The following is an 18,614-nucleotide window of genomic DNA, read 5'->3' on the forward strand; positions in this document are numbered from 1 at the left end:
ACGCCAAGGTGCCGTCAAGGACCAAGGCAGCAAGTATCGTTCCGAACAGTTGCACCATGTCCTGTTGCCCTCCCAAGAGGAGGCCGACGACTGCGATCACCAGCACCATGGGAAGCACAATGCAGCGAGCCATGACATCCGAACGGCTTAATGGCGCATACTGCTAGGCCGATTCAGGCCTCATAATCATTGAAAAGATCCAAGAAATATCCGGTTCGACACCGACAACGGCACCTGGGAGCGCGGGCGCCCCCGGTCGAGTCAGTCCCGATACTGTTCGGGCACCTTCCCATAGCTGTACCAGACCACTGCGTCCCCGGCCGCGTTGTCGTAAGCCAGACGGGGCACGTCGAGCGACTGGCCCTGGTAGACCAGGTTGCCGATGGCGCATTCGCCGGGTTGCAGGGCCTGTTCACGCAGCTGGTTCCCGCTGTCGACCAGACGTGCCTCGAGGTAGTCGTCGTTGAGCATCCCGAAGTCCTTCGGGGATACCCGGCGCTGGGCATCGGGTGCCAGGTCGCCGATCCGGGTGTCCCCGCCGGCACAGAAATTCACTTCCACGTTGACCACGTATTCGCTTTGGTCGATCGTCGGGTGCTGGATGTCGAACCGCGTGGCCGTGATCGTGGTCCCGTTGTCCAGCGTGGCCGTTTCGGAAATGTTGATCCAGTCGCGAATTGGCTCCGCCCTATCGCCCTGCACCACCGCCATCGCGACCAGGCCTCCCAAGAGCGCCGCCACGAGGCCCGTCGCAATGCCGACCGAGCGGCGCCGACGCCGACGCCACTCGGCCACATCGGATGCCGTGCGCTTGGACTTCATCCTCAGTCGCGGCGCTCCGGCCAGGCGCTGGTCCAACGCCCTGCGCAGGGCCTTGGACCTGAAGTACAGGTCCGGGTAGATCATGGCCATGCGCAGCTTGTCGTCCAGCACAAAGAGGTTGCCCAGGCCGTCTTCGAGGACCGCCAGCAGGTTGTTCGCATCGGCAGCGTGTCCGGCAGTGGCCCCCGGCACCCGCAACTGCTGCCACTGCTCGATGAAGATGGCTTCCCGGCCAATGACCAGTGCCGGGATGACGGGCTGGGGAGCGCCTTGAAAACCTCGGGGCGCCCAGGACTTGTATCTGCGGCTGTAGCCTCCGATGGGCAGCCTGAGTTCGTTGATGGCCGCCGTGTTGGTCCCTGCCGACCGCTCGTTGGCCCGCTGCCTGCCTCTGGCACCCGGAGCCACCGGATCGACGGCCAGGTGCAGGCTGGAGGATGAGCGCGCCACGGCGGCCCGGATGTCGGCGACATCGGGTGCGGGGTCGGCACCGAGCCCCACGAGGGCACGCTCGCGTTGCAGCCGATCGGATCCCCCGGTGCCGGCGTACGCCAAGATGTCGCCAATCCAGGCGTCGGGAATCTGCGTCATCGACGTGGCGAAGTCTTCGAGCAGGAGCCGCCGTTCCCGCTCCGGCAGCATCTCCTCGCTCAGGAAAACGGCACAAAACTCGGCGCCTGCACCGATGAATTCCACCCCGGATTTGAAGGTTCCGCTGACGATGCCGCCGCGTCGGTGCGCCAGCTGGCGATTGAGCAACTGCGCGGCCAGGAATCCCGCCGAGGAGCGCGGCACCATGACCGAAAGCAACACCGGGATGTTGTTCCCCAGCACCACGCCCGGGGCGTTGTCCACGGCAGTAGTGGACAACGGATCCGTGGCTGCCGGCCCTGTGTGGAAACCGTGCATCGCAGAGCGTTTGGGGGTGCCGTCGGCCCATGTCTCGGCCAAGGGTGCGCCGTCGTTCTGCTTCACCGGGTACACGTGCCCGATCAGCGACTGGTCGTTGGTGAAGAACACCGCGCGGGTTCGACCGGCGGAAGGATCCAGCTGCGCGAGGACGGTTCGGGCCCGATCATGCAGATTTTCGGGATACACGTAGAAGGACGTGAACGCGGCCGCATTCGAACCGGTGCGTTGCACCAGGTCGGCGGGCCAGAACGATTCCTCGACATGGATGGGGTCGGTGTTCTCGGGGATGCTCCCGGACCTGAACAGTGCCGGGAGCCGGTTCCAGGACGCGGCCACTGCAGCGGTCGTCCCGCGGACGGTCACGGTTGCGGTATCACTCCCCAGCAGTGCCGTGACCTCGGGAAGTGCCACCTGCCCCGGGCTCAATTCGACGGGTCGGGCCAGTTCGGTGCGCAGTGCCGCCAGCGCTGCGGACAGCGTCCCCGCCGCCTCGACCTGCTCATCGAGCAGCCCCATCCCGAAGCTCACGCCAAGGCACGCCTGGGTGTCCTCGCCATTGACCAGTTGCCAATTGCATCCACTCCAAACGGGCATGCTGCTCCTAACGTGTGACCGGCTGGATTCATTCTCGATGAGAACGGGACCGCCCGGTGTTTGCCTGACTCCGGGACTGAGACCGGCGTGGGTGAGATGGTGGACTGCAGAAACTACCCGGATGTGCCCTCAGGCTCAACGAGCCCCCTTGAGCTAGTGTCTGCTCTCATGCATGCCAGCAGACCGTCAGATATTGTCCTGGGGAAATAGGGAGATCCATCTGGGTTCCTCGTTAAACCGGTCATCAGCCATTTGAATATTTACTTCACTGCCGAATTCCCGGCCGAGCAACGACTCGATAAGGGCACTGCTTTTGTCCACCGTCCTCGTCCACTCCGGAACGGACGTCCCTCGGGGCGTGAACTCAATTTCACACAAGCGTTGCTTTACGGTCTGGGGTGCACCCAGCCACCGAACCCGTACGCGGGGAACATCCACGAGTTCCGCCCACGACCAGGCCCGGTCATCGCTCGGGACCAGACCCTCGACTGGCCCAAGAAGGTCCTTGTTCATGCCCGCCCGGTCGGCCAAACGCCTCATCGCCTCGAGATACCTGCGTGGAACCGCGATTTCTTCATCGACAGCCGCCGTGGCCAGTGCCTGAATCGCATCCTGTGGCCGCCCTTCGGCAACCAATGCGTAAACCCGTTGCGTGACCGGTGCCGAGACGAGATGGCTGAACCACTCGGCAACCCATTGCGCCGCCATGAGTAGGCTGCGCTCCGGCCCTTCAGGCACTGGCGACACCACGGACGGTGCCCTGTCATGAGTGGCCACCCAGGGTGAGGTGCGTTCACTCCTGGGCAAGAGGTGGCTTGATGGAACAGACGCTGCCTGCCCTCGACGAAGCAGGTCCTGGGCGGCTTGCTCGTCCAGCTGGTTGCCCTTTCCCAGCAAAACAGCCGGCCAGCTGTTTCCGGTCATGAATGCCACAGGGAAGGGCGTGCGAACGCTGAAGGCCGCAACTTCGGCCCCTTGCGGCACTCCGGCAATTTCAAATAATCTGATCGACCTGAACAGCCTTCGCGGAAGCACGATCTCCCGCAGTGCATAGGCCACGCCATGGTCCGCCCGCAGCTGACTCAATTTCCGCCCCTCAGGTCAACCGCCGGAAGATAGTTCTCCTCATACCTTGGATATCCCGAAACCATTTGGGTCTCGAGATTGTAGAAGTCGCTGTCAGTACTCGGTTGACCGATATCCACAATCCTCTTGCCCTGTTTCATCTGGTGCGCGATCCATAGTTTATTGAACTGCAAGTCGACGCTATCGGTAAATTCCTTGGAACCATGCTCCAGCAAATAATTGTGGAGGCGTTCGGGCGTCGCATTGTAGTAACCGTATTCGTTTGCATTTGCGAAGGGCTTGACACGCCCCTCCATCCAACGGCCCATCACGACGGTGTCGGCCTGTGGACGGGTAGTCAGCGGTGCAAGGAGCCGCCCGGTGATCTTCTGGCCAACGCCGCCACCGGCCCCGCCCATGATTCCGCCGCCGAGGGTACCCAGCGTGGTGGATTGCAGGAAGCCTCCCGGCGTATGCGGGCCCGGCCCGCTTGCATAGGTGTACGCGCTTCCGGCACCGCCGGACGCCGCACCGGAGGCAACCCCCTCTGCGACCGCCGCCCTCATGCCGGTTACGCCGGCAGCACCGAGGCGTCCAACCGCCATGGCACCGCCCAGGCCGCCGGTGACAGCCATGACCGCGGTCTGCCCCCAGTTCACGTCGCCCGTGGTCGCTTTCTGGATAATGACGTCGGCACCGGCACCGATAAGCGCCATGCCCACGGGACCGCCCACACCGGTGGCCATCAGCACGCCGCCGGCCACGACCATGGCCCCGCCGGCAAAGTATTCCCAGTGCTCGCCCATCCAGTCCCCGGCCGCGGCCAGGGCGCCGTTGTTCGATTCCCGGTAGGCCGTCAGCTCGGCCTCGGTCACCGGGCGCAGGCCCAAGGGGTCGATGGCGTGCAGCGGGTCGTTGCCCGCGTAGGAGTAGGGGTTGGATGCCCAGCCTGCGCCGGCCACCGGATCCAGCGGATCCACGGAGAGGAACCCGCGCGTGGATGGGTCGTAGGCGCGGGCGCCGAGCCAGTCAAGGCCCGCCACCTGCACCCCGCCGTTGGCCCCGATGCCCAGGCCCTCTGGCAGGCCCGGCACGGTGCCGGCGGCCATGGCCCAGGGGGTTGTCGCCTCGGTCGGGTGCGCGCCGCGCCACCCGGCACCCAGCAGGGTGCCGTCCACCGCGGCCAGGCCGCCTGGCAGGGCGGTGACCGAGCGGTCGCCGACGGAGACCACGCGCGGGGCGTATTCCGCGGTATCCCACCAAAGCGCGGTGCCATCCACCTCGGCCAGTTCGCCCAGTGCATCCACCCACAGCGTGTGCAGCGTTCCGGGGCCCTGCGGACCGGTGTGCTCCACCGTGCGCAGGGTGCCCAGGCCGGACCACCCATATCGGGTGGTGCCTTCCGGTCCCGTGCCGGCGGTGCGCCGGCCCGAGGCGTCATAGGTGTATTCGGTCGTCCCCGCGTCGGTGGCGGTGGCCAACAGCTGGCCGGCCGCGTCGTAGGTGGAGGCGGTGGTGCGCCCGTTGACGGTCTCGGCGGCAAGCCGGCCCGCCGCGTCGTAGCGCCACGTGGTCACGGTTCCGTCGGCGCCCTGCATGCGTTCCAGCTGGCAGGCGCCGTCATAGGCGTAGCGCGTCTCGGTCCCGCCGGCGCGGATCGCGGCGATGCGCCCGTCCGCATCGCGCACCAGCTCGGTTGCCTCGACCCCGTCGGGGGTGGTCACCGTGTGGCGCACCAGCGCGCCGGCCTCGTAGTCCCAGCCCTGCAGGATCTCCCCGGCACTGGCGCCCAGGAGCTTCCCGGCCGAGTCGTAGGCGTAGGTGATGGTGCCGAACACGGGATGGTCGACGGCCGCCAGGCGGCCCGCGGCGTCGTGCCGGTACCCGGTGCGTGCGCCCTGCGGATCCAACAGTGCGGTGCGCCGCCCGTCAGCGTCGTATTCCCAGGCCACGCCGGCACCGTCGCGGGTGCGGGCGACCAGCTGGCCTCGCCGGTTGAAGCGCAGCTCGTGCAGGGCGGCCGTTCCGTTGGGGCGGGTGCTGTCGGTGATGCGCACGCTGCGCTCGCGCGCATCGCGCTCGATCCGGACCAGGGTTCGCCCGTCCAGCGAAGTGGTGGCAAGCCGCCCCGCCGCGTCGTAACCCCACGCGATGCGCTGTCCGTCGGGGGCCTGCTGCCAGAGCGGCCGGCCGGCCGCGTCGTAGCCGGCCGTCGTGGTGCGGCCCAGCGGGTCGGTTTCGGACACGACCCGGTCCCCCTGGTCGTAGGCGCGGCGCACCACCGATCCCAGCGGGTCGGTGGTGGATACCAGGCGGCCGCGTTCGTCGTAGTCGTATCTGGTCACCCCGCCGAGCCCGTTCACGGCCTCGGTGAGCTGGCCCGCGGCGTCGTAACGGAAGCGGCGGAGACCGAACACCGCGTCGGCGGCCCCGATGAGCCGGCCTGCCTTGTCGTAGTCGTAGCGGGCGGTGCCGCGCGAGGGCAGGCTGCGGGAGATGACCCGGCCCATCGCGTCGTAGCGGATCCGCTCGGCCTGCCCGTCGGGGAAGGTGCGGGCGATGATGCGGGAATCAGCGTCATAGGCCAGGGTGGTGCGCGCCCCGGAGGCGTCGATGTTGGCGCACGCGCGTCCGGCAGCGTCGTATTCGATGCGGGTCACTGCCCCGGTCGGTGACACCTGTGCCGTCACCCGGCCGGCTGCGTCGCGTTCGAGCCGGGTGAGCCCGCCCTCGCCGTCGACGAGCTCGACCACGCGTCCGCACATGTCATAGGTGGCCAGCTCGCTGCTGCCGTCGGCTTGCTCGGAGGCGACCGGGCGGCCGTATTCGTCGCAGCGCAGCGTGCCGCGCTCAAATTCGTCGGCCACGCTGAACGCGCCGGCGGCCGGGTCCGCGGAGAACTCCTGGCGCACCCCGGTGGGATCGAGAACCGCGGCCAGCTCCCCGTTCACCCCGTACTCGCGTGCCCAGGTGTTGCCCTCCGGGTCGGTGATCCCGGTCAGCCGGGAGAGCGTGTCGTGGGCGAACCGCCATTCGGCGCCGTCGGAAAGCGCCAGGGAGGCCACTCTGCCCAGGTCGTCGAACCGGCGGGTGACCGCCCGGCCCAGCGGATCCACGGTGCGTTCCAGCGCGCCGTGGGCACCGTGCTCCATCACCGTGCGTCCCCCCAGCGGGTCGGTGATGACGGCCAGGGCGCCGCCGGGCGCGTACTCGAAGCGCCACAGCGCACCGTCCGCGTCGCGACGCGACGTCAGCCGCCCGGAGCCGTCATAGAGGTAAGAGGTGCGGGCACCGCCCGGGGAGACGGCCTCGGTGACCCGGCCGGCCTCATCGCGGTGCAGCCGTGCGGTGTTTCCGAAGGCGTTGGTGATGCCCTTCAGGTCCCCGAATCGGTCGTGGGCGAAGTCCAACATGACCCCGGTCGGGTCGGTGATGCGCACCAGCAGCCCGTCGCGCCAGTCGAGCTCGGTGCGCCCGCCCTCCGGGTCGATGACCGCGTTCGGGTTGCGCGCGGGGTCATCCGCATATTCGTACGTCACGACCGCGCCGGTGCCGCTGACCACGGTCAGGGGCCGGTCCGCGGCATCGTAGCCAAAGTTGAATTCCGCCCCGGTCGGGGTCAGGGTGCGGATGCGCCGGCCGCGCTCGTCATAGGCGTGCACGCTCAGGCTGCCGTCGCGTTCGGTGGCGGAAACCAGGTTCCCCCACCGGTCATAAGCCATCGACTGGCGTTTGTCCTGCCCGTCGATGACCCCGACGAGCCGGCCCTTGGCATCGGCAATCCAGGTGTTGGAGCGGCTTCCGTCTTGGTCCGAGACCACTGTCAGCCGGCCGGGCAAGTAGGCAAAGCGGGTGGTGCGCCCGAAGGCCGAGACCTGGGTGAGCACCCGGCGCCGGGCGTCGTAGGTGTTCACGGCCTCGGCTACCCCGGCGGCATCGATGACGGCTTCGATCAGCCCGGCTTCGTTCCACCGGTAGGTGCGGGTTCCGCCCGGGCCGGCCGCGGCGACCAATTTCCCGGAGGCGTCGTAGGAGAAGTCCACACGGCGTCCATCCGAGGCCTCGAGCTGGATGATCCGCCCGCCGGCATCCGGCTCGCCGGAGTAATCGGCACGGACCCAGCGGCCGCGTTCATGCTCAAGCCCCGTGACGCGTCCATGGGCGTCGTGGTGTGCGGTGATGCCGGTGCCCGGACCGCGGTCCGTGGACAGCCAGGTGCCGGAGGCGGTGAATACCCATCGGCCCCCTGCATTGTCCGAGGCAACCAGTACTCCGGCCGGCTCCACGTGTTGGGTTTCGGTGCCCTCATTGGCCGGAGCGCCGGAGGTGGCCCAAGCTTGGCGTTGGAGCCACCAGTTCTCCCCGTCCGCCCGGTCCCAGCCCTCGCCCAGCCGCGGAAAACGCACCTCGCGCCCGTCGGGCAGGACCAAGGAGGCACCCTCGTCGCCAAGGTCCAGGCGCACCTCGAAGATCGAGGCCCAGCCCGGGCCGAAGACGCCGGTGGCCTCGGAGAGGGAGTTGTACATCCGGGACGCGGCCAGGCTTGACGCCGCCCCGGCGAAACCGAGGTCCACCTCGGGTTCCAGGAAGTTGCCGGTCGAGGTGTTGACCGGATCGTTCGAATAGCCGGTCGTCGGCGGACCGCCGTAGGCCTGCGCCGGAGTGATGGTCAGGTCTTGGCGGGACGCGCCGACCCCTTGGGAAGCCAGCGCCGCCAACAGCGAGGCGTCCGACAGCTGCGAGACGTTGCCTTCCCCGCCCGCGGCGGCAAACGCGTTGGCGATGGTGCGCGCCCACAACACGTCCTGCTCGTTGGCGTCAAGCCACTTTTCGAATCCGCGAACCACCGGACCGGCGCTGAGCCGGCCGTATGAGCAGCGGGCCGAGAAGTCGGCCAGGTGCCCGCGCAGGGAGCCGGGCAGGCCGGCCAGGTTCGAGTTCAGGTTCGCTGATCCGGTGGCGAAGGACCGCAGGTCGCTGGGCCGGGCTGCCGAGGTTCCGCCACCGCCTCCGCCGCCGTTGCCCGGATTCGGGTTTTGGCGCACTCCAGTCTGCGGCTCGGATGCCCGTACCGAGACCGGGGCGGACGGCGGGCCGACCGGTGGATCTTCCTCCCCGAAGACCGCGTCCACGGCGTTGAAGAAGATATTGGCGTCGCGTTCATCCTTCCGCTGTTTCCATTCCCTGGCCAGGCGCCGGCGCTCGTTTTCGCTGCTTGCCTGCTCTTTCAGCTGCTTCGCACCATCGGCGGCCTCCCGGAGCCGCGCAGCCAGTTCGATCGCGTCGGATGAGGCAACGCTGGCATTGTCTGCAAACAACTGGGAGAAATGGCCCTTGAAGTCCGTGCGTGCCGTGGCCACCAGAGATGACCGCGATCCGGCCTGCCCCTCGATCTTCGACGCCGCGGCTCGGAACGCGCCAATCAACGCATCGGCGGTACCGAAATCAAATGCAACGTCATGCTCAAAGGCCCCCAGATCGGCCACGTAAAACTCCCTCATCAGCCCGCGGGACCAGGCAGTCCCCCGAAAACACTACCCGAGGCACCATCGATACCCCGGAAAAATATTGAATACGCCCCCGTCGTCAATGCGGCACTGCCGGTGACAACGGGGGCGAAGGAAAACCAGGCTAGTTGCCGCCACCTGCGGTGAAGATGTTCGTCGAGATCTGGTTCAGCTGACCACGCAGCTCCTCGAGTTCAGTCCGGGCCTTGTCCAGCGCGGCCTTTGTCTCCGGCCACGTGGCACCTCGGAATTGGGCTGCCAGCGGGCCATCCCACACGTTTGGATCCGAGAGGAGGCGTCCCTGGGCATCCAGCTGGCTGATCTGGTCGGTAAAGCCGCCGTTGATGATCGCCTGGATCTGCTGAATGGCGGTTTTTGCCTGCTCTGTTGATAGGACACGCGACATGAAATCCTCCAAGGATTCGTGGGGGTCAGTAATTCCGGCGCCGTGGCCGGGGACTCGAACGTGAATAACTCTAACAAGATGACAAGGGATTTTCCAAGGATTGCAGGCCGTGGGAACCGCCTTGGGCCAAACGCGACAGACGCGAGACAGTGGCCTTCCTGCCGAGGCACCGGAGAAAGTCCGTGTACTAGCCCTGCTCTTCGAAGCGGACGTCCCATTCCTCGCGCGCGATGCGGAATGCCATCGAACCGCCGTAGCCCTTGCGCGCAAGCATCCCCACGAGTCGGCGCAGCGCCTTGTCGCGGTCAGCGCCCATCGATTCGGGACGGAGCTTGGTGCGCACCAATTCCCGGGCACGTTCTTCCTCGTCGCCGTCGTCGATCTGCTCCAGGGCCTGCTGGGCTGTCTCGTCGTCCACGCCCTTTTCCCGCAGCTCGCGCTTGATCGCCCCGCGGGCCAGGCCGCGATTGCGCGCGCGGGAGCGCACCCAGCCGTCGGCAAAGGCCTCGTCGTCAACGAGCTGGATCTCCTCGAAACGATCCAAGAGGTCCTCGGAGATGTTCTCGGGGATCTCCTTTTCCAGCAGCTTGGTTTTCAGCTGAGCCCGGCTCTTGGCCGAGCCGGTGAGCTGCCGCAAAAGGATGGCGCGCCCCTTGGTGGCATATTGCTCGTCCGTGAGCTCGGCGGGTTCCGAGGCATCCGCGGGCCGCTTCTCCCGGGTCCGGGGTGTCCGGGTCGAGGCGCGCTTGGAACCGGAGTTGGCCGATCGTCCGCCGCCCCACGATCCCGTGCCGCCGGCGCCGCGCTTGGAGGTGCGCGCCGAGCTGCGACCGGCATATCCGGCTCGCTCCCCGAAGGCGGGCTTCACCTCGGGGGGTCCGGGTGCCTCCTCGGGCGGCGGGGCCGCCGAGGCCGCCTCGCTATGCGCCCAGGCGGGGATCTCGGACACGTCGCCCCAGTCGGAATTGCCGTCGGCCGGGAACGACCAAAGCGGCCGTTCGGCTCCCTGTGGGAAGCCGGACGAACCGCCTTGGTGTTTGGTGGTGCCCACGGAACTAGGACTCCTTGACCACGCGCAAGGTCTCGCCGTCCTTGTCCTCGGCGGCCTGGCCAATGCCAAGCTTCTCGAGGATCTGGCGTTCGAGTTCGTTGGCGAGGTCCGGGTTGTCGCGCAGGAACTTGCGCGCGTTTTCCTTGCCCTGGCCCAGCTGGTCCCCGTCGTAGGTGAACCAGGCGCCAGATTTCTTCACGAAGCCCTGGTCCACGCCGATGTCGATGAGACTGCCTTCGCGGGAGATGCCCTGGCCGTAGATGATGTCGAACTCGGCCTGCTTGAACGGCGGGGCCATCTTGTTCTTCACGATCTTGGCACGCGTGCGGTTGCCGACCGGGACGGTGCCTTCCTTGAGCGTTTCGATGCGGCGGACGTCAATGCGGATGGACGCATAGAACTTCAGCGCCTTGCCACCGGTGGTGGTTTCCGGGCTGCCGAACATCACACCGATCTTTTCACGCAGCTGGTTGATGAAAATGGCAGTGGTGCGTGTCTGGCTGAGGCGCCCGGTGATCTTGCGCAGCGCCTGGCTCATCAGGCGGGCCTGCAGGCCAACGTGGCTGTCGCCCATCTCGCCTTCAATTTCGGCCCGGGGCACGAGTGCCGCCACGGAGTCGATCACGACGATGTCGACGGATCCGGAGCCCACGAGCATGTCCATGATTTCCAGGGCTTGCTCGCCGGTGTCCGGCTGGGAAACCAGAAGTGCGTCGGTGTCGACGCCCAGCTTCTTGGCGTATTCGGGATCCAGCGCGTGCTCTGCGTCGATGAAGGCGGCAATGCCGCCCATGCGCTGTGCACTGGCCACGGCGTGAAGGGCAACCGTGGTCTTGCCGGAGGATTCCGGACCGTAGATTTCCACCACGCGGCCGCGCGGCAGGCCGCCAATGCCCAGGGCGATGTCCAGGGCCACCGACCCGGTGGGGATGGCGGCAATCGGCGCAACGGTCTTGTCGCCCAGTCGCATGACCGAACCCTTGCCGTATTGCTTGTCGATCTGTGCAAGTGCAGCTTCGAGTGCCTTCTCGCGATCTTTACCAACGGCCATTGTTCACCTCGGTTGTTAGGGCCATCCGATGAGGGGTCTGGCCGGTACTCTTTGTCTATCCACGAGCGTACGACGGTTGGCCGACACTTTGGTTTCGAGGTGTAGTTGCTGTGGAAAAACCAGCCACGTTCACCTCGACGAACTCTCATTGAGAACTCTACACTCTTCCGAACAGATATTCGAAGATGGTGGGTGTGTCCCTCGAATATTCTACTTCTCCTTGATCGGTTGGTCCCTGCCCAACCGGCGCTCGGGCGGCACGTCCTGCATCTCGCATACCGCCAGCCACACCTCCCGCGGAGCGACCCCTTTGGCCAGCGCTTCTTGCGCAGTCACCCCGCCCACGGCAGCGAGCACCAGGGAAGAAGCCAATGTGCGGGAATAGCCCGCACCGAACTCGTCGTCCATCAGACGCCAAAAATCACTCAATCGCACCCTCGCAATTGTGCCACGGGATGCTTGGCGCTTAAGCAAAAAACCCCCGCACCGGAGTCCTGTTCATCATGAACGGACACCCGCACGGGGGTCATGGCCGCGGAACCGGGTACACCACCGGGACCGCGTCTGGATGATTAGTGGCTCGGGGCCAGTCGCTTGCCGAGTTCAACCGGATATTCGCCGGCGAATTCGCTGGTGAGGTCCACGGGGACCGTATCCGGAATGGTGATGCCCTCTGCGATGGCAACGCGGTCGCTGACCTCGCGGAGCATCAGTGAAAGCGGAACCTCGAGGGCGCCACAGATTGAGGAGAGAAGCTCGGATGAAGCTTCCTTCTGTCCACGCTCGACCTCGGAAAGGTATCCCAAGGAGACGCGGGCGCTGTGGGAGACTTCGCGCAAGGTGCGACCTTGGCGTTGGCGGACATCGCGGAGGACGTCGCCGATTTCGTGTCGAAGGACTACCATTTTGCGCTCCTCTTTGTCGCGGCGGACCTCGCTCTGTAGGCCCACATCACGCCAACGGACCACACCGTTTACCGATACTGGTTGCTTGACCATGTGCATTGCCCTTTGTTCTCCGGTCCTATTGCCTTGTGGGGCGATCGGTGCGGGTCACTTTTTTGTGCCCGTCATGGGTAATAACTGCCGGGAGTCGGTTTTTGTTCCCCGCCACCCACCTTAGCGACTGCTGTGTGTGATTATCCACAACACCCGCAAATCATTCCGCATTGCTGTCACAAAACGATTCATAGCCACCTTGCCCCATTAAGCTGTGCGCTAGCTGGGCGGCAGATGGGCGGAAAACAATTCGAGTGCCGCCAGGGTGCTTGAAAGTCGGATCCGTGCCCTGTCACCGGCAAAATGGTGCTCGACGAAACCACTGCCCGACGCCGTGGCATAGCCAAGGAAAACTGTGCCCACGCCTTTGCCGTCGTGGGCATCCGGACCGGCCACGCCCGTGGCGGAGACCGCCAGGTCGGCATCGCAGGCCCGCCTGGCGCCCTCTGCCATTTGCCTGGCAACGTCCCCGTCGACGGATCCGCGCTCGGCCAGCAGCCGGGGATCGACCCCCAGCACCTTGGCCTTGACGCCGCCGGAGTAACTCACCACCCCGCCCTGCAGCACCGCCGAGGCGCCCGGCACCTCGGCAAGCGTTGCCGCAATCATGCCGGCGGTCAGCGACTCGGCCGTGGCCAGGGTAGTCCCTGACGCGATGGCCGCGGCGATCACCCGGCCGGCCAGCTCGGAGCCGGGGCTTGCATCCAGGGGCACTGTCATGTCCATCGGTCCTCGGAGGTTGGCGTTTCGGTTAGTCGCGGGTGGCTGCTGCGCGCAGCTGCCAGGCCTTCAGGAGGTAGTCAAGGCCCGTCACCACGGTGACCGCCAGGGCCAGCAGCATCACGATGAACGCCACAACTCCCAGCCAGTCAAGCGTGTGGGTCCAGGGCAGGAGGTACAGCACGATGGCCACCGTCTGCATCACGGTCTTGAGCTTGCCGCCCCGCGAGGCAGCCATCACCCCGTAACGGATGACCACGAAGCGGATGAGCGTGATGCCCCATTCGCGCACCAGGATCACGATGGTGATCCACCAGGGCAGCTCGGCGAGGATCGAGAACATCACCAGCGCGGAGCCGGTGAGCAGCTTGTCTGCGATCGGGTCGGCGATCTTGCCGAAGTTGGTGATCAACCCGCGGCTGCGGGCCAGGTCCCCGTCGAGCTTGTCGGTGTACATGGCCACCGCGAAAAGCGCCACCGCCACCCAGCGCATGAGCCCGTATTCCTTCTCGTCGGCCACCAGGGCCCAGATGAAGAACGGGACCATGAGGATGCGCAGGGTGGTGAGCACATTGGCGATGTTCAGGGTCGGCACGTGGGCCGGTTGCGGGTTCGCTGGGGTTTCAGTCACTCTTCTAGGCTACCGTCCGGTCAGGTTCCAGGCGTCTTCCGAGCCCTCGTCGTCAGCGCCGTCGTGGTAGTCAACGGCCTGTTCGAAGCCGTCGAGGTCCTCGGCGACCAGGTCCGTGCCGTAGTGGTTGGCGTTGGCATTCTCCGCCAGCGCGGCCTCGGTCGCGGTGGGAACCACGTCCTGGGCGGAGCCCTCGTCCCCGCGCATCGCGGCCAGCACCTCGGGCAGGTCGTCGGGCTTGACCAGCACGTCGCGGGCCTTGGAGCCCTCGGAGGGGCCGACCACGCCGCGGGACTCCAGCAGGTCCATGAGCCGGCCGGCCTTGGCGAAGCCCACTCGCAGCTTGCGCTGCAGCATCGAGGTGGAACCGAACTGCGTGGTGACGACCAACTCGGTGGCCTGCAGCAACAGCTCCAGGTCGTCCCCGATGTCGTCGTCGATCTGCTTCTTGGGCGCCTCGACGGCGACGTCGTTGCGGTATTCGGCCTTCAGCTGGCCCTTGACGTGCTCGACGACCGAGTGGATCTCGGATTCGGTGACCCAGGCACCCTGCACGCGCATGGGCTTGGAGGTGCCCATCGGCAGGAAGAGCGCGTCGCCCTGGCCCAGCAGTTTCTCGGCGCCCGGCTGGTCCAGGACCACGCGGGAGTCGGTGACCGATGAGGTCGCGAACGCCATGCGCGAGGGCACGTTGGCCTTGATCAGGCCGGTGACGACGTCCACGGACGGGCGCTGGGTGGCCAGCACCAGGTGGATGCCGGCGGCGCGCGCGAGCTGGGTGATGCGCACGATCGAGTCCTCGACGTCGCGCGGGGCGACCATCATCAGGTCGGCGAGCTCATCGACGATGACCAGCAGGTACGGGTAGGGCTTCAGGATGCGCTTGGAGCCTTCGGGCACCACGACCTTGCCGTTGCGCACCGCCTTGTTGAAGTCGTCCACGTGCTTGAAGCCGAAGTTCGCCAGGTCGTCGTAGCGGGTGTCCATTTCCTTCACCACCCACTGCAGTGCCTCGGCGGCCTTCTTCGGGTTGGTGATGATGGGGGTGATCAGGTGGGGTACGCCCTCGTAGGCGGTGAGCTCCACGCGCTTGGGGTCGACCATGACCATGCGGACCTCGTCCGGGGTGGCGCGCATCAGGATCGAGGTGATCATCGAGTTCACGAACGAGGACTTGCCCGCTCCGGTGGCACCGGCCACCAGCAGGTGCGGCATCTTGGCGAGGTTCGCCACGACGAAGCCGCCCTCGACGTCCTTGCCCACGCCCATGACCATGGGGTGCTCGGTCTTGCGGGCGTTGTGGCTGCGCAGCACGTCGCCCAGCACGACGATTTCCTTGTCGGCGTTGGGGATCTCGATGCCGATCGCGGACTTGCCGGGGATCGGCGAGAGGATGCGCACGTCCGAGGAGGCCACGGCGTAGGAGATGTTCTTGGACAGGGCGGTGACCTTCTCCACCTTGGTGCCCGGGGCCAGCTCGATCTCATAGCGGGTGACCGTGGGGCCGCGGGAGAAGCCGGTGACCTTCGCGTCGACCTTGAACTGCTGCAGCGTGTTGGTCAGCGCCGCGACCACCGCGTCGTTGGCCTCGGAGCGTTCCTTGGACGGCGGGCCGGCAGGCAGGAAGTCGGAGGACGGCAGCGTGTAGGCCACGTCCCCGGAGAGCTGGAGCTGTTCGGTGCGTGCGGGGATCGGCGGCAGCGGGGCCGCGGAGGGCCGCGAGGGGACCTGCGGAATCGCGGAGGTGGCGGCGTCCTCGGTGTCGTAGGAGGTGAGGTCGATGGCGCTCATGGCCTGGGTGTCGGCCTCGGGTTCCCTGCCCAGTCCGACGGCGTCCATGATCGCGGCGCGCTCGCGTTCATCCTTGGTGGGGCGGCGCACGCCCGGGCGAATGGCCGGTTCCTCGTGCGCTGCGTCGACCGCCTCGTCGTAGAGGTCCACCGGGTTGGACCCGGGTGCGATGGTGTGGTCGTAGGCGTCGGTGATGACCGCCTGGTCGTAGGCGCCCTCGCCGGAGTTGCCCAGCAGGTCCTCGGCGGCAATGGCCTCGGCGTCCTTGTCCTTGCCGAAGAGCCGCATCTTCTTGCGCGGCTTTTTCTCCGGTTGCTCGTCGTAGAGGTAGGACTGGTCGTGCTCGTCGCCCGTCAGTTCCGTGTGGCTTGCGCGGCGGGCGGATTCCGGGTGCTGGCCCATGAGTTTTTCATAGCCCTCGCGGAAGCGCGCCGGTATGTGCCTGAAGGGGGTGGCGGTGAGGATCATCAGGCTCAGCAGCCCGAGTGCGATCATCACGGCCATGGCGCCGGGACCGGAAATGAGCCCCGCCAGCGGGACCGAAACCAGGGCGCCGAGCATGCCGCCGGCCGCCCAGAGTTCGTCGAAGGGCGCGGAGACCGGGGGCAGTCCCCCGACCACGTGGGAGATCCCGGAACCGGCCAGCGACAGCAGGGCCAGGCCGATGCCCACGCGGTTGTTGGCGCGGTGCTCCTCGGGCCAGCGGAAGAGCCTGATGGCCCCGATGAGCAGGATCGGGGGCATGAGCACTGCCATGAACCCGAAGGTTCCGCCGGCCACCGCATGCACGAACCCGCCGTAGCCGCCCGTCCCGCGCAGCCCCCACCACTCCACCGAGGCAACGACGATGGCGATGATGACCAGGAAAAGGCCGGTGCCGTCGCGGCGCACCTCGTAGGGAGGGTGCACGTCGCGGCCGATCTTGCGGAAGGCGCCGCCGGTGACCCGCGCGATGCCCATCCAGAAGGAGCGCACCATGCGCACCGGCAGCGGGAAGTCGTGTTCAACCGGTGCGGGTGTGCTCTTGGAGCTTCTGGTCGTCTTGGCAGAGGAGCTCGACGCACGCGGTTTGCGCGTGGTCGTTTTCCCCTCGCCTTGCGAAGAGGTACGTGGGGCCATGGCTCTAGGGTATCGCCCAAGGGCGCCCGTGCCCCGTATGTACACGGTCCGTCGGGGAACCGGTGCCGTGGAGAACCATCACAGCCGGTGCGGGCAAAGGCAGGAAGGCCGGGAGCAGATCAGTACCGGATGGCGGCTGTCCGATGGTTGGCCGCGGCGACGGCCCCGGGAATCGTGAACAAATCGATGACCAGCATCATCCAAAGGACCGCCAGGATGGCCCAGCCGATGAACAAGACGGTGGTGGCCCAGCCGACGATGCCCAACAGCAGGTAGGTGATGCCCATGCCGGTCTTGTTCAGGTAGAACTTGTGGATGCCCAGCTGTCCCAGGAAGAACCAGAGCAAGTAGGCCACCGCCATGCTCTTCTGTTGGACGATGACGACATGGTTGGTGATGTGGACCGGCTGCCCGGAATGCTGCGGCGGTGTTGTACCCGGTGTGGTGTTTTCCTCGGTCATGGGGTCCCCCTGAAGGTGTCAACGCGTCCAGGACGCGAGGTGGGCGTGGTGTGGAACCTCCCAATCTACCCGAGCCCGGGGACGGTTCTCCTGGCTCGATGGCTGCCTGACATGGGCCATGCCGGTTCCCGTCACCCGTCATGGCTCCTAACCGGCTGGTTACTCGAGGAACCCTGCCAGCCGGGCAAGCCTGAGGCCGAGGTGCAGGTCGCGCTGGACGGTGCCCAGCCGCAGGTCAACGCCGGCGACTTCGGTGAGTCTCTCCAGCCGGTAGTAGATGGTGGAGCGGTGCACGTTGAGCACCTGGGCGGTGGCCTGGATATCTCCCGCGTTCTCGAGGAAGGCCTCCAGCGTTTTCGCCCAGTGCCGGGTCTTGCGCTCCTGCAGGATGCGCCTTACCGGGGAGGGCAGGTCCGCCACCCCAAGGCCGTCCAACGGCAAGGTGGCCAGTATGCCGTCGGCACCGGTGTCGGCCCAGTGCACCGCCACCGGGTGGTCGGCCGGCGCCAGGCTGGTGGCACGAAGGGCCCAGCCCGCCCGCCGATAGGAAAAATGCAGTCCGTCCAGGGGCGCCAGCGGACCGATGCCCGCCCGGGCCGGGGCGAGTTGGGGACGGGTGAGAATTCGTGCCAGGCGAGGGGCAACCACCGGGCGGGGGAAAATCAGCACACCGTTGCCTTCCTCGGCAACGCCGCCAATCACGCTGGCCGTCGAGGTGTCGTTGACGAAGCGGATGGTTTGCGCGACGGCCTGTTCCACCCGGCCCTTGGCAGCCGCGTCGGCATCCACTGCCCCGGGCCCGACCGCGACCGCGCAATAGTGCTCGGAGGCCCCGAAAATCCCCTCGCCGAGCAGGGTTGCCGCCGCGCTCTCCCGCCGTTCGTCCTCGTGGGAGACCAGGTCCAGGGCCAGTGCACCCGAGCGGTCCAGCAGTGCCCGAAGACCGGCGTCCCGCGACTCCAGAAGCCGGCTGATGCGATCGAGCGAGTGCCCGGCGACGACGTCCCCCAAAGGGTCGGCAGCAGTGCCCTCGGCAGGAGTCAGCAGCAGGTGCCCGACGAAATGCCGGTCGGCGCCCAGCAGCCGGTGCATCACGACGGACCCGATGCCTTCCAGGTCGTGGACGGCACTCCCCTGGTTCATTGTGGCCGGCGCCTCCCACGAATCGCTGTGGGCCAGGATGCGGGAGAGGCTCAGACGGTCCTGGGGGGACTCGTGGATTGAATAGGCGATGACCCGCATGGTGCGATCCAGCACGACCAGTCGCCGGCCCATTGCCTCGGAGAGGTCCTGGATGGCGTCGTGGAGTTCCGGCATGCGGTTCATCCGCCCATGGTAGGCCGCAGACTGCGGTCAAAACCAATAAATTGCGACATTGTGTCGCAAATGCGGAACCCAAACTGCAACCGCATGCCGATGTGGTCGGCATCACCCGCTACGTAGGGTGGACGGGACGCACAAGCACCGTTTCCACCAGAAGGATTTT

The 18,614-nt window shown here is 66.7% G+C and carries 13 protein-coding genes; all 13 read right to left on the reverse strand.

Annotation, left to right across the window (positions count from 1 at the left end; genetic code table 11):
• Positions 1-261 precede the first annotated feature (261 nt).
• Entirely contained in the window at positions 262-2,328 is a 2,067-nt protein-coding gene (locus tag OIU93_RS11960; protein ID WP_264270303.1) for a hypothetical protein, read from the reverse strand.
• 186 nt (positions 2,329-2,514) lie between these two features.
• Complete coding sequence (locus OIU93_RS11965; RefSeq protein WP_264270304.1) at positions 2,515-3,414, reverse strand: hypothetical protein; 900 nt, start codon at positions 3,412-3,414, stop codon at positions 2,515-2,517.
• A complete protein-coding gene (locus OIU93_RS11970; protein ID WP_264270305.1) occupies positions 3,411-8,879 on the reverse strand; it encodes a DUF6531 domain-containing protein in 5,469 nt (1,822 codons plus the stop codon). Before OIU93_RS11970 ends, OIU93_RS11965 begins: the two co-directional genes overlap by 4 nt.
• Positions 8,880-9,024: 145 nt before the next feature.
• On the reverse strand, positions 9,025-9,306 hold the full coding sequence (locus OIU93_RS11975; protein ID WP_264270307.1) for a pyrophosphorylase: 282 nt from the start codon (positions 9,304-9,306) through the stop codon (positions 9,025-9,027).
• Between the two features lie 187 nt (positions 9,307-9,493).
• Positions 9,494-10,357, reverse strand: a complete 864-nt coding sequence (locus tag OIU93_RS11980) for a regulatory protein RecX (protein ID WP_264270308.1) — start codon at positions 10,355-10,357, stop codon at positions 9,494-9,496.
• Positions 10,358-10,361: 4 nt separating this feature from the next.
• Complete coding sequence (gene recA, locus OIU93_RS11985) at positions 10,362-11,408, reverse strand: recombinase RecA (protein ID WP_217390544.1); 1,047 nt, start codon at positions 11,406-11,408, stop codon at positions 10,362-10,364.
• Between the two features lie 210 nt (positions 11,409-11,618).
• Positions 11,619-11,843: a DUF3046 domain-containing protein gene (locus OIU93_RS11990; RefSeq protein WP_264270309.1), complete on the reverse strand. Its 225-nt coding sequence runs from the start codon at positions 11,841-11,843 to the stop codon at positions 11,619-11,621.
• Between the two features lie 137 nt (positions 11,844-11,980).
• Complete coding sequence (locus tag OIU93_RS11995; RefSeq protein WP_217390542.1) at positions 11,981-12,406, reverse strand: helix-turn-helix domain-containing protein; 426 nt, start codon at positions 12,404-12,406, stop codon at positions 11,981-11,983.
• A 219-nt stretch (positions 12,407-12,625) separates the two neighbouring features.
• The gene (locus tag OIU93_RS12000; RefSeq protein WP_264270310.1) at positions 12,626-13,126 is read right to left on the reverse strand and encodes a CinA family protein; all 501 of its coding nucleotides are present in this window, start codon (positions 13,124-13,126) and stop codon (positions 12,626-12,628) included.
• Positions 13,127-13,157: 31 nt separating this feature from the next.
• The gene (gene pgsA / locus OIU93_RS12005) at positions 13,158-13,757 is read right to left on the reverse strand and encodes a CDP-diacylglycerol--glycerol-3-phosphate 3-phosphatidyltransferase (protein ID WP_264270311.1); all 600 of its coding nucleotides are present in this window, start codon (positions 13,755-13,757) and stop codon (positions 13,158-13,160) included.
• A gap of 9 nt (positions 13,758-13,766) precedes the next feature.
• Positions 13,767-16,667: a DNA translocase FtsK gene (locus OIU93_RS12010; protein WP_264270312.1), complete on the reverse strand. Its 2,901-nt coding sequence runs from the start codon at positions 16,665-16,667 to the stop codon at positions 13,767-13,769.
• A gap of 119 nt (positions 16,668-16,786) precedes the next feature.
• On the reverse strand, positions 16,787-17,128 hold the full coding sequence (locus OIU93_RS12015; protein WP_264270313.1) for a TM2 domain-containing protein: 342 nt from the start codon (positions 17,126-17,128) through the stop codon (positions 16,787-16,789).
• 159 nt (positions 17,129-17,287) lie between these two features.
• Entirely contained in the window at positions 17,288-18,454 is a 1,167-nt protein-coding gene (locus tag OIU93_RS12020; RefSeq protein WP_264270314.1) for a CdaR family transcriptional regulator, read from the reverse strand.
• Positions 18,455-18,614 lie beyond the last annotated feature (160 nt).

The organism is Paeniglutamicibacter sp. ZC-3 (genome assembly GCF_025847175.2).
Classification (GTDB): Bacteria; Actinomycetota; Actinomycetes; order Actinomycetales; family Micrococcaceae; genus Paeniglutamicibacter; species Paeniglutamicibacter sulfureus.

Coding starts and splice junctions, on each gene's coding strand:
- OIU93_RS11960 (WP_264270303.1), bottom strand. CDS start 2,328: ATGCCCGTTTGGAGTGGATGCAATTGGCAACTGGTCAATGGCGAGGAC.
- OIU93_RS11975 (WP_264270307.1), bottom strand. CDS start 9,306: ATGTCGCGTGTCCTATCAACAGAGCAGGCAAAAACCGCCATTCAGCAG.
- recA (WP_217390544.1), bottom strand. CDS start 11,408: ATGGCCGTTGGTAAAGATCGCGAGAAGGCACTCGAAGCTGCACTTGCA.
- OIU93_RS11995 (WP_217390542.1), bottom strand. CDS start 12,406: ATGGTCAAGCAACCAGTATCGGTAAACGGTGTGGTCCGTTGGCGTGAT.
- OIU93_RS12000 (WP_264270310.1), bottom strand. CDS start 13,126: ATGACAGTGCCCCTGGATGCAAGCCCCGGCTCCGAGCTGGCCGGCCGG.
- OIU93_RS12010 (WP_264270312.1), bottom strand. CDS start 16,667: ATGGCCCCACGTACCTCTTCGCAAGGCGAGGGGAAAACGACCACGCGC.
- OIU93_RS12015 (WP_264270313.1), bottom strand. CDS start 17,128: ATGACCGAGGAAAACACCACACCGGGTACAACACCGCCGCAGCATTCC.
- OIU93_RS12020 (WP_264270314.1), bottom strand. CDS start 18,454: ATGAACCGCATGCCGGAACTCCACGACGCCATCCAGGACCTCTCCGAG.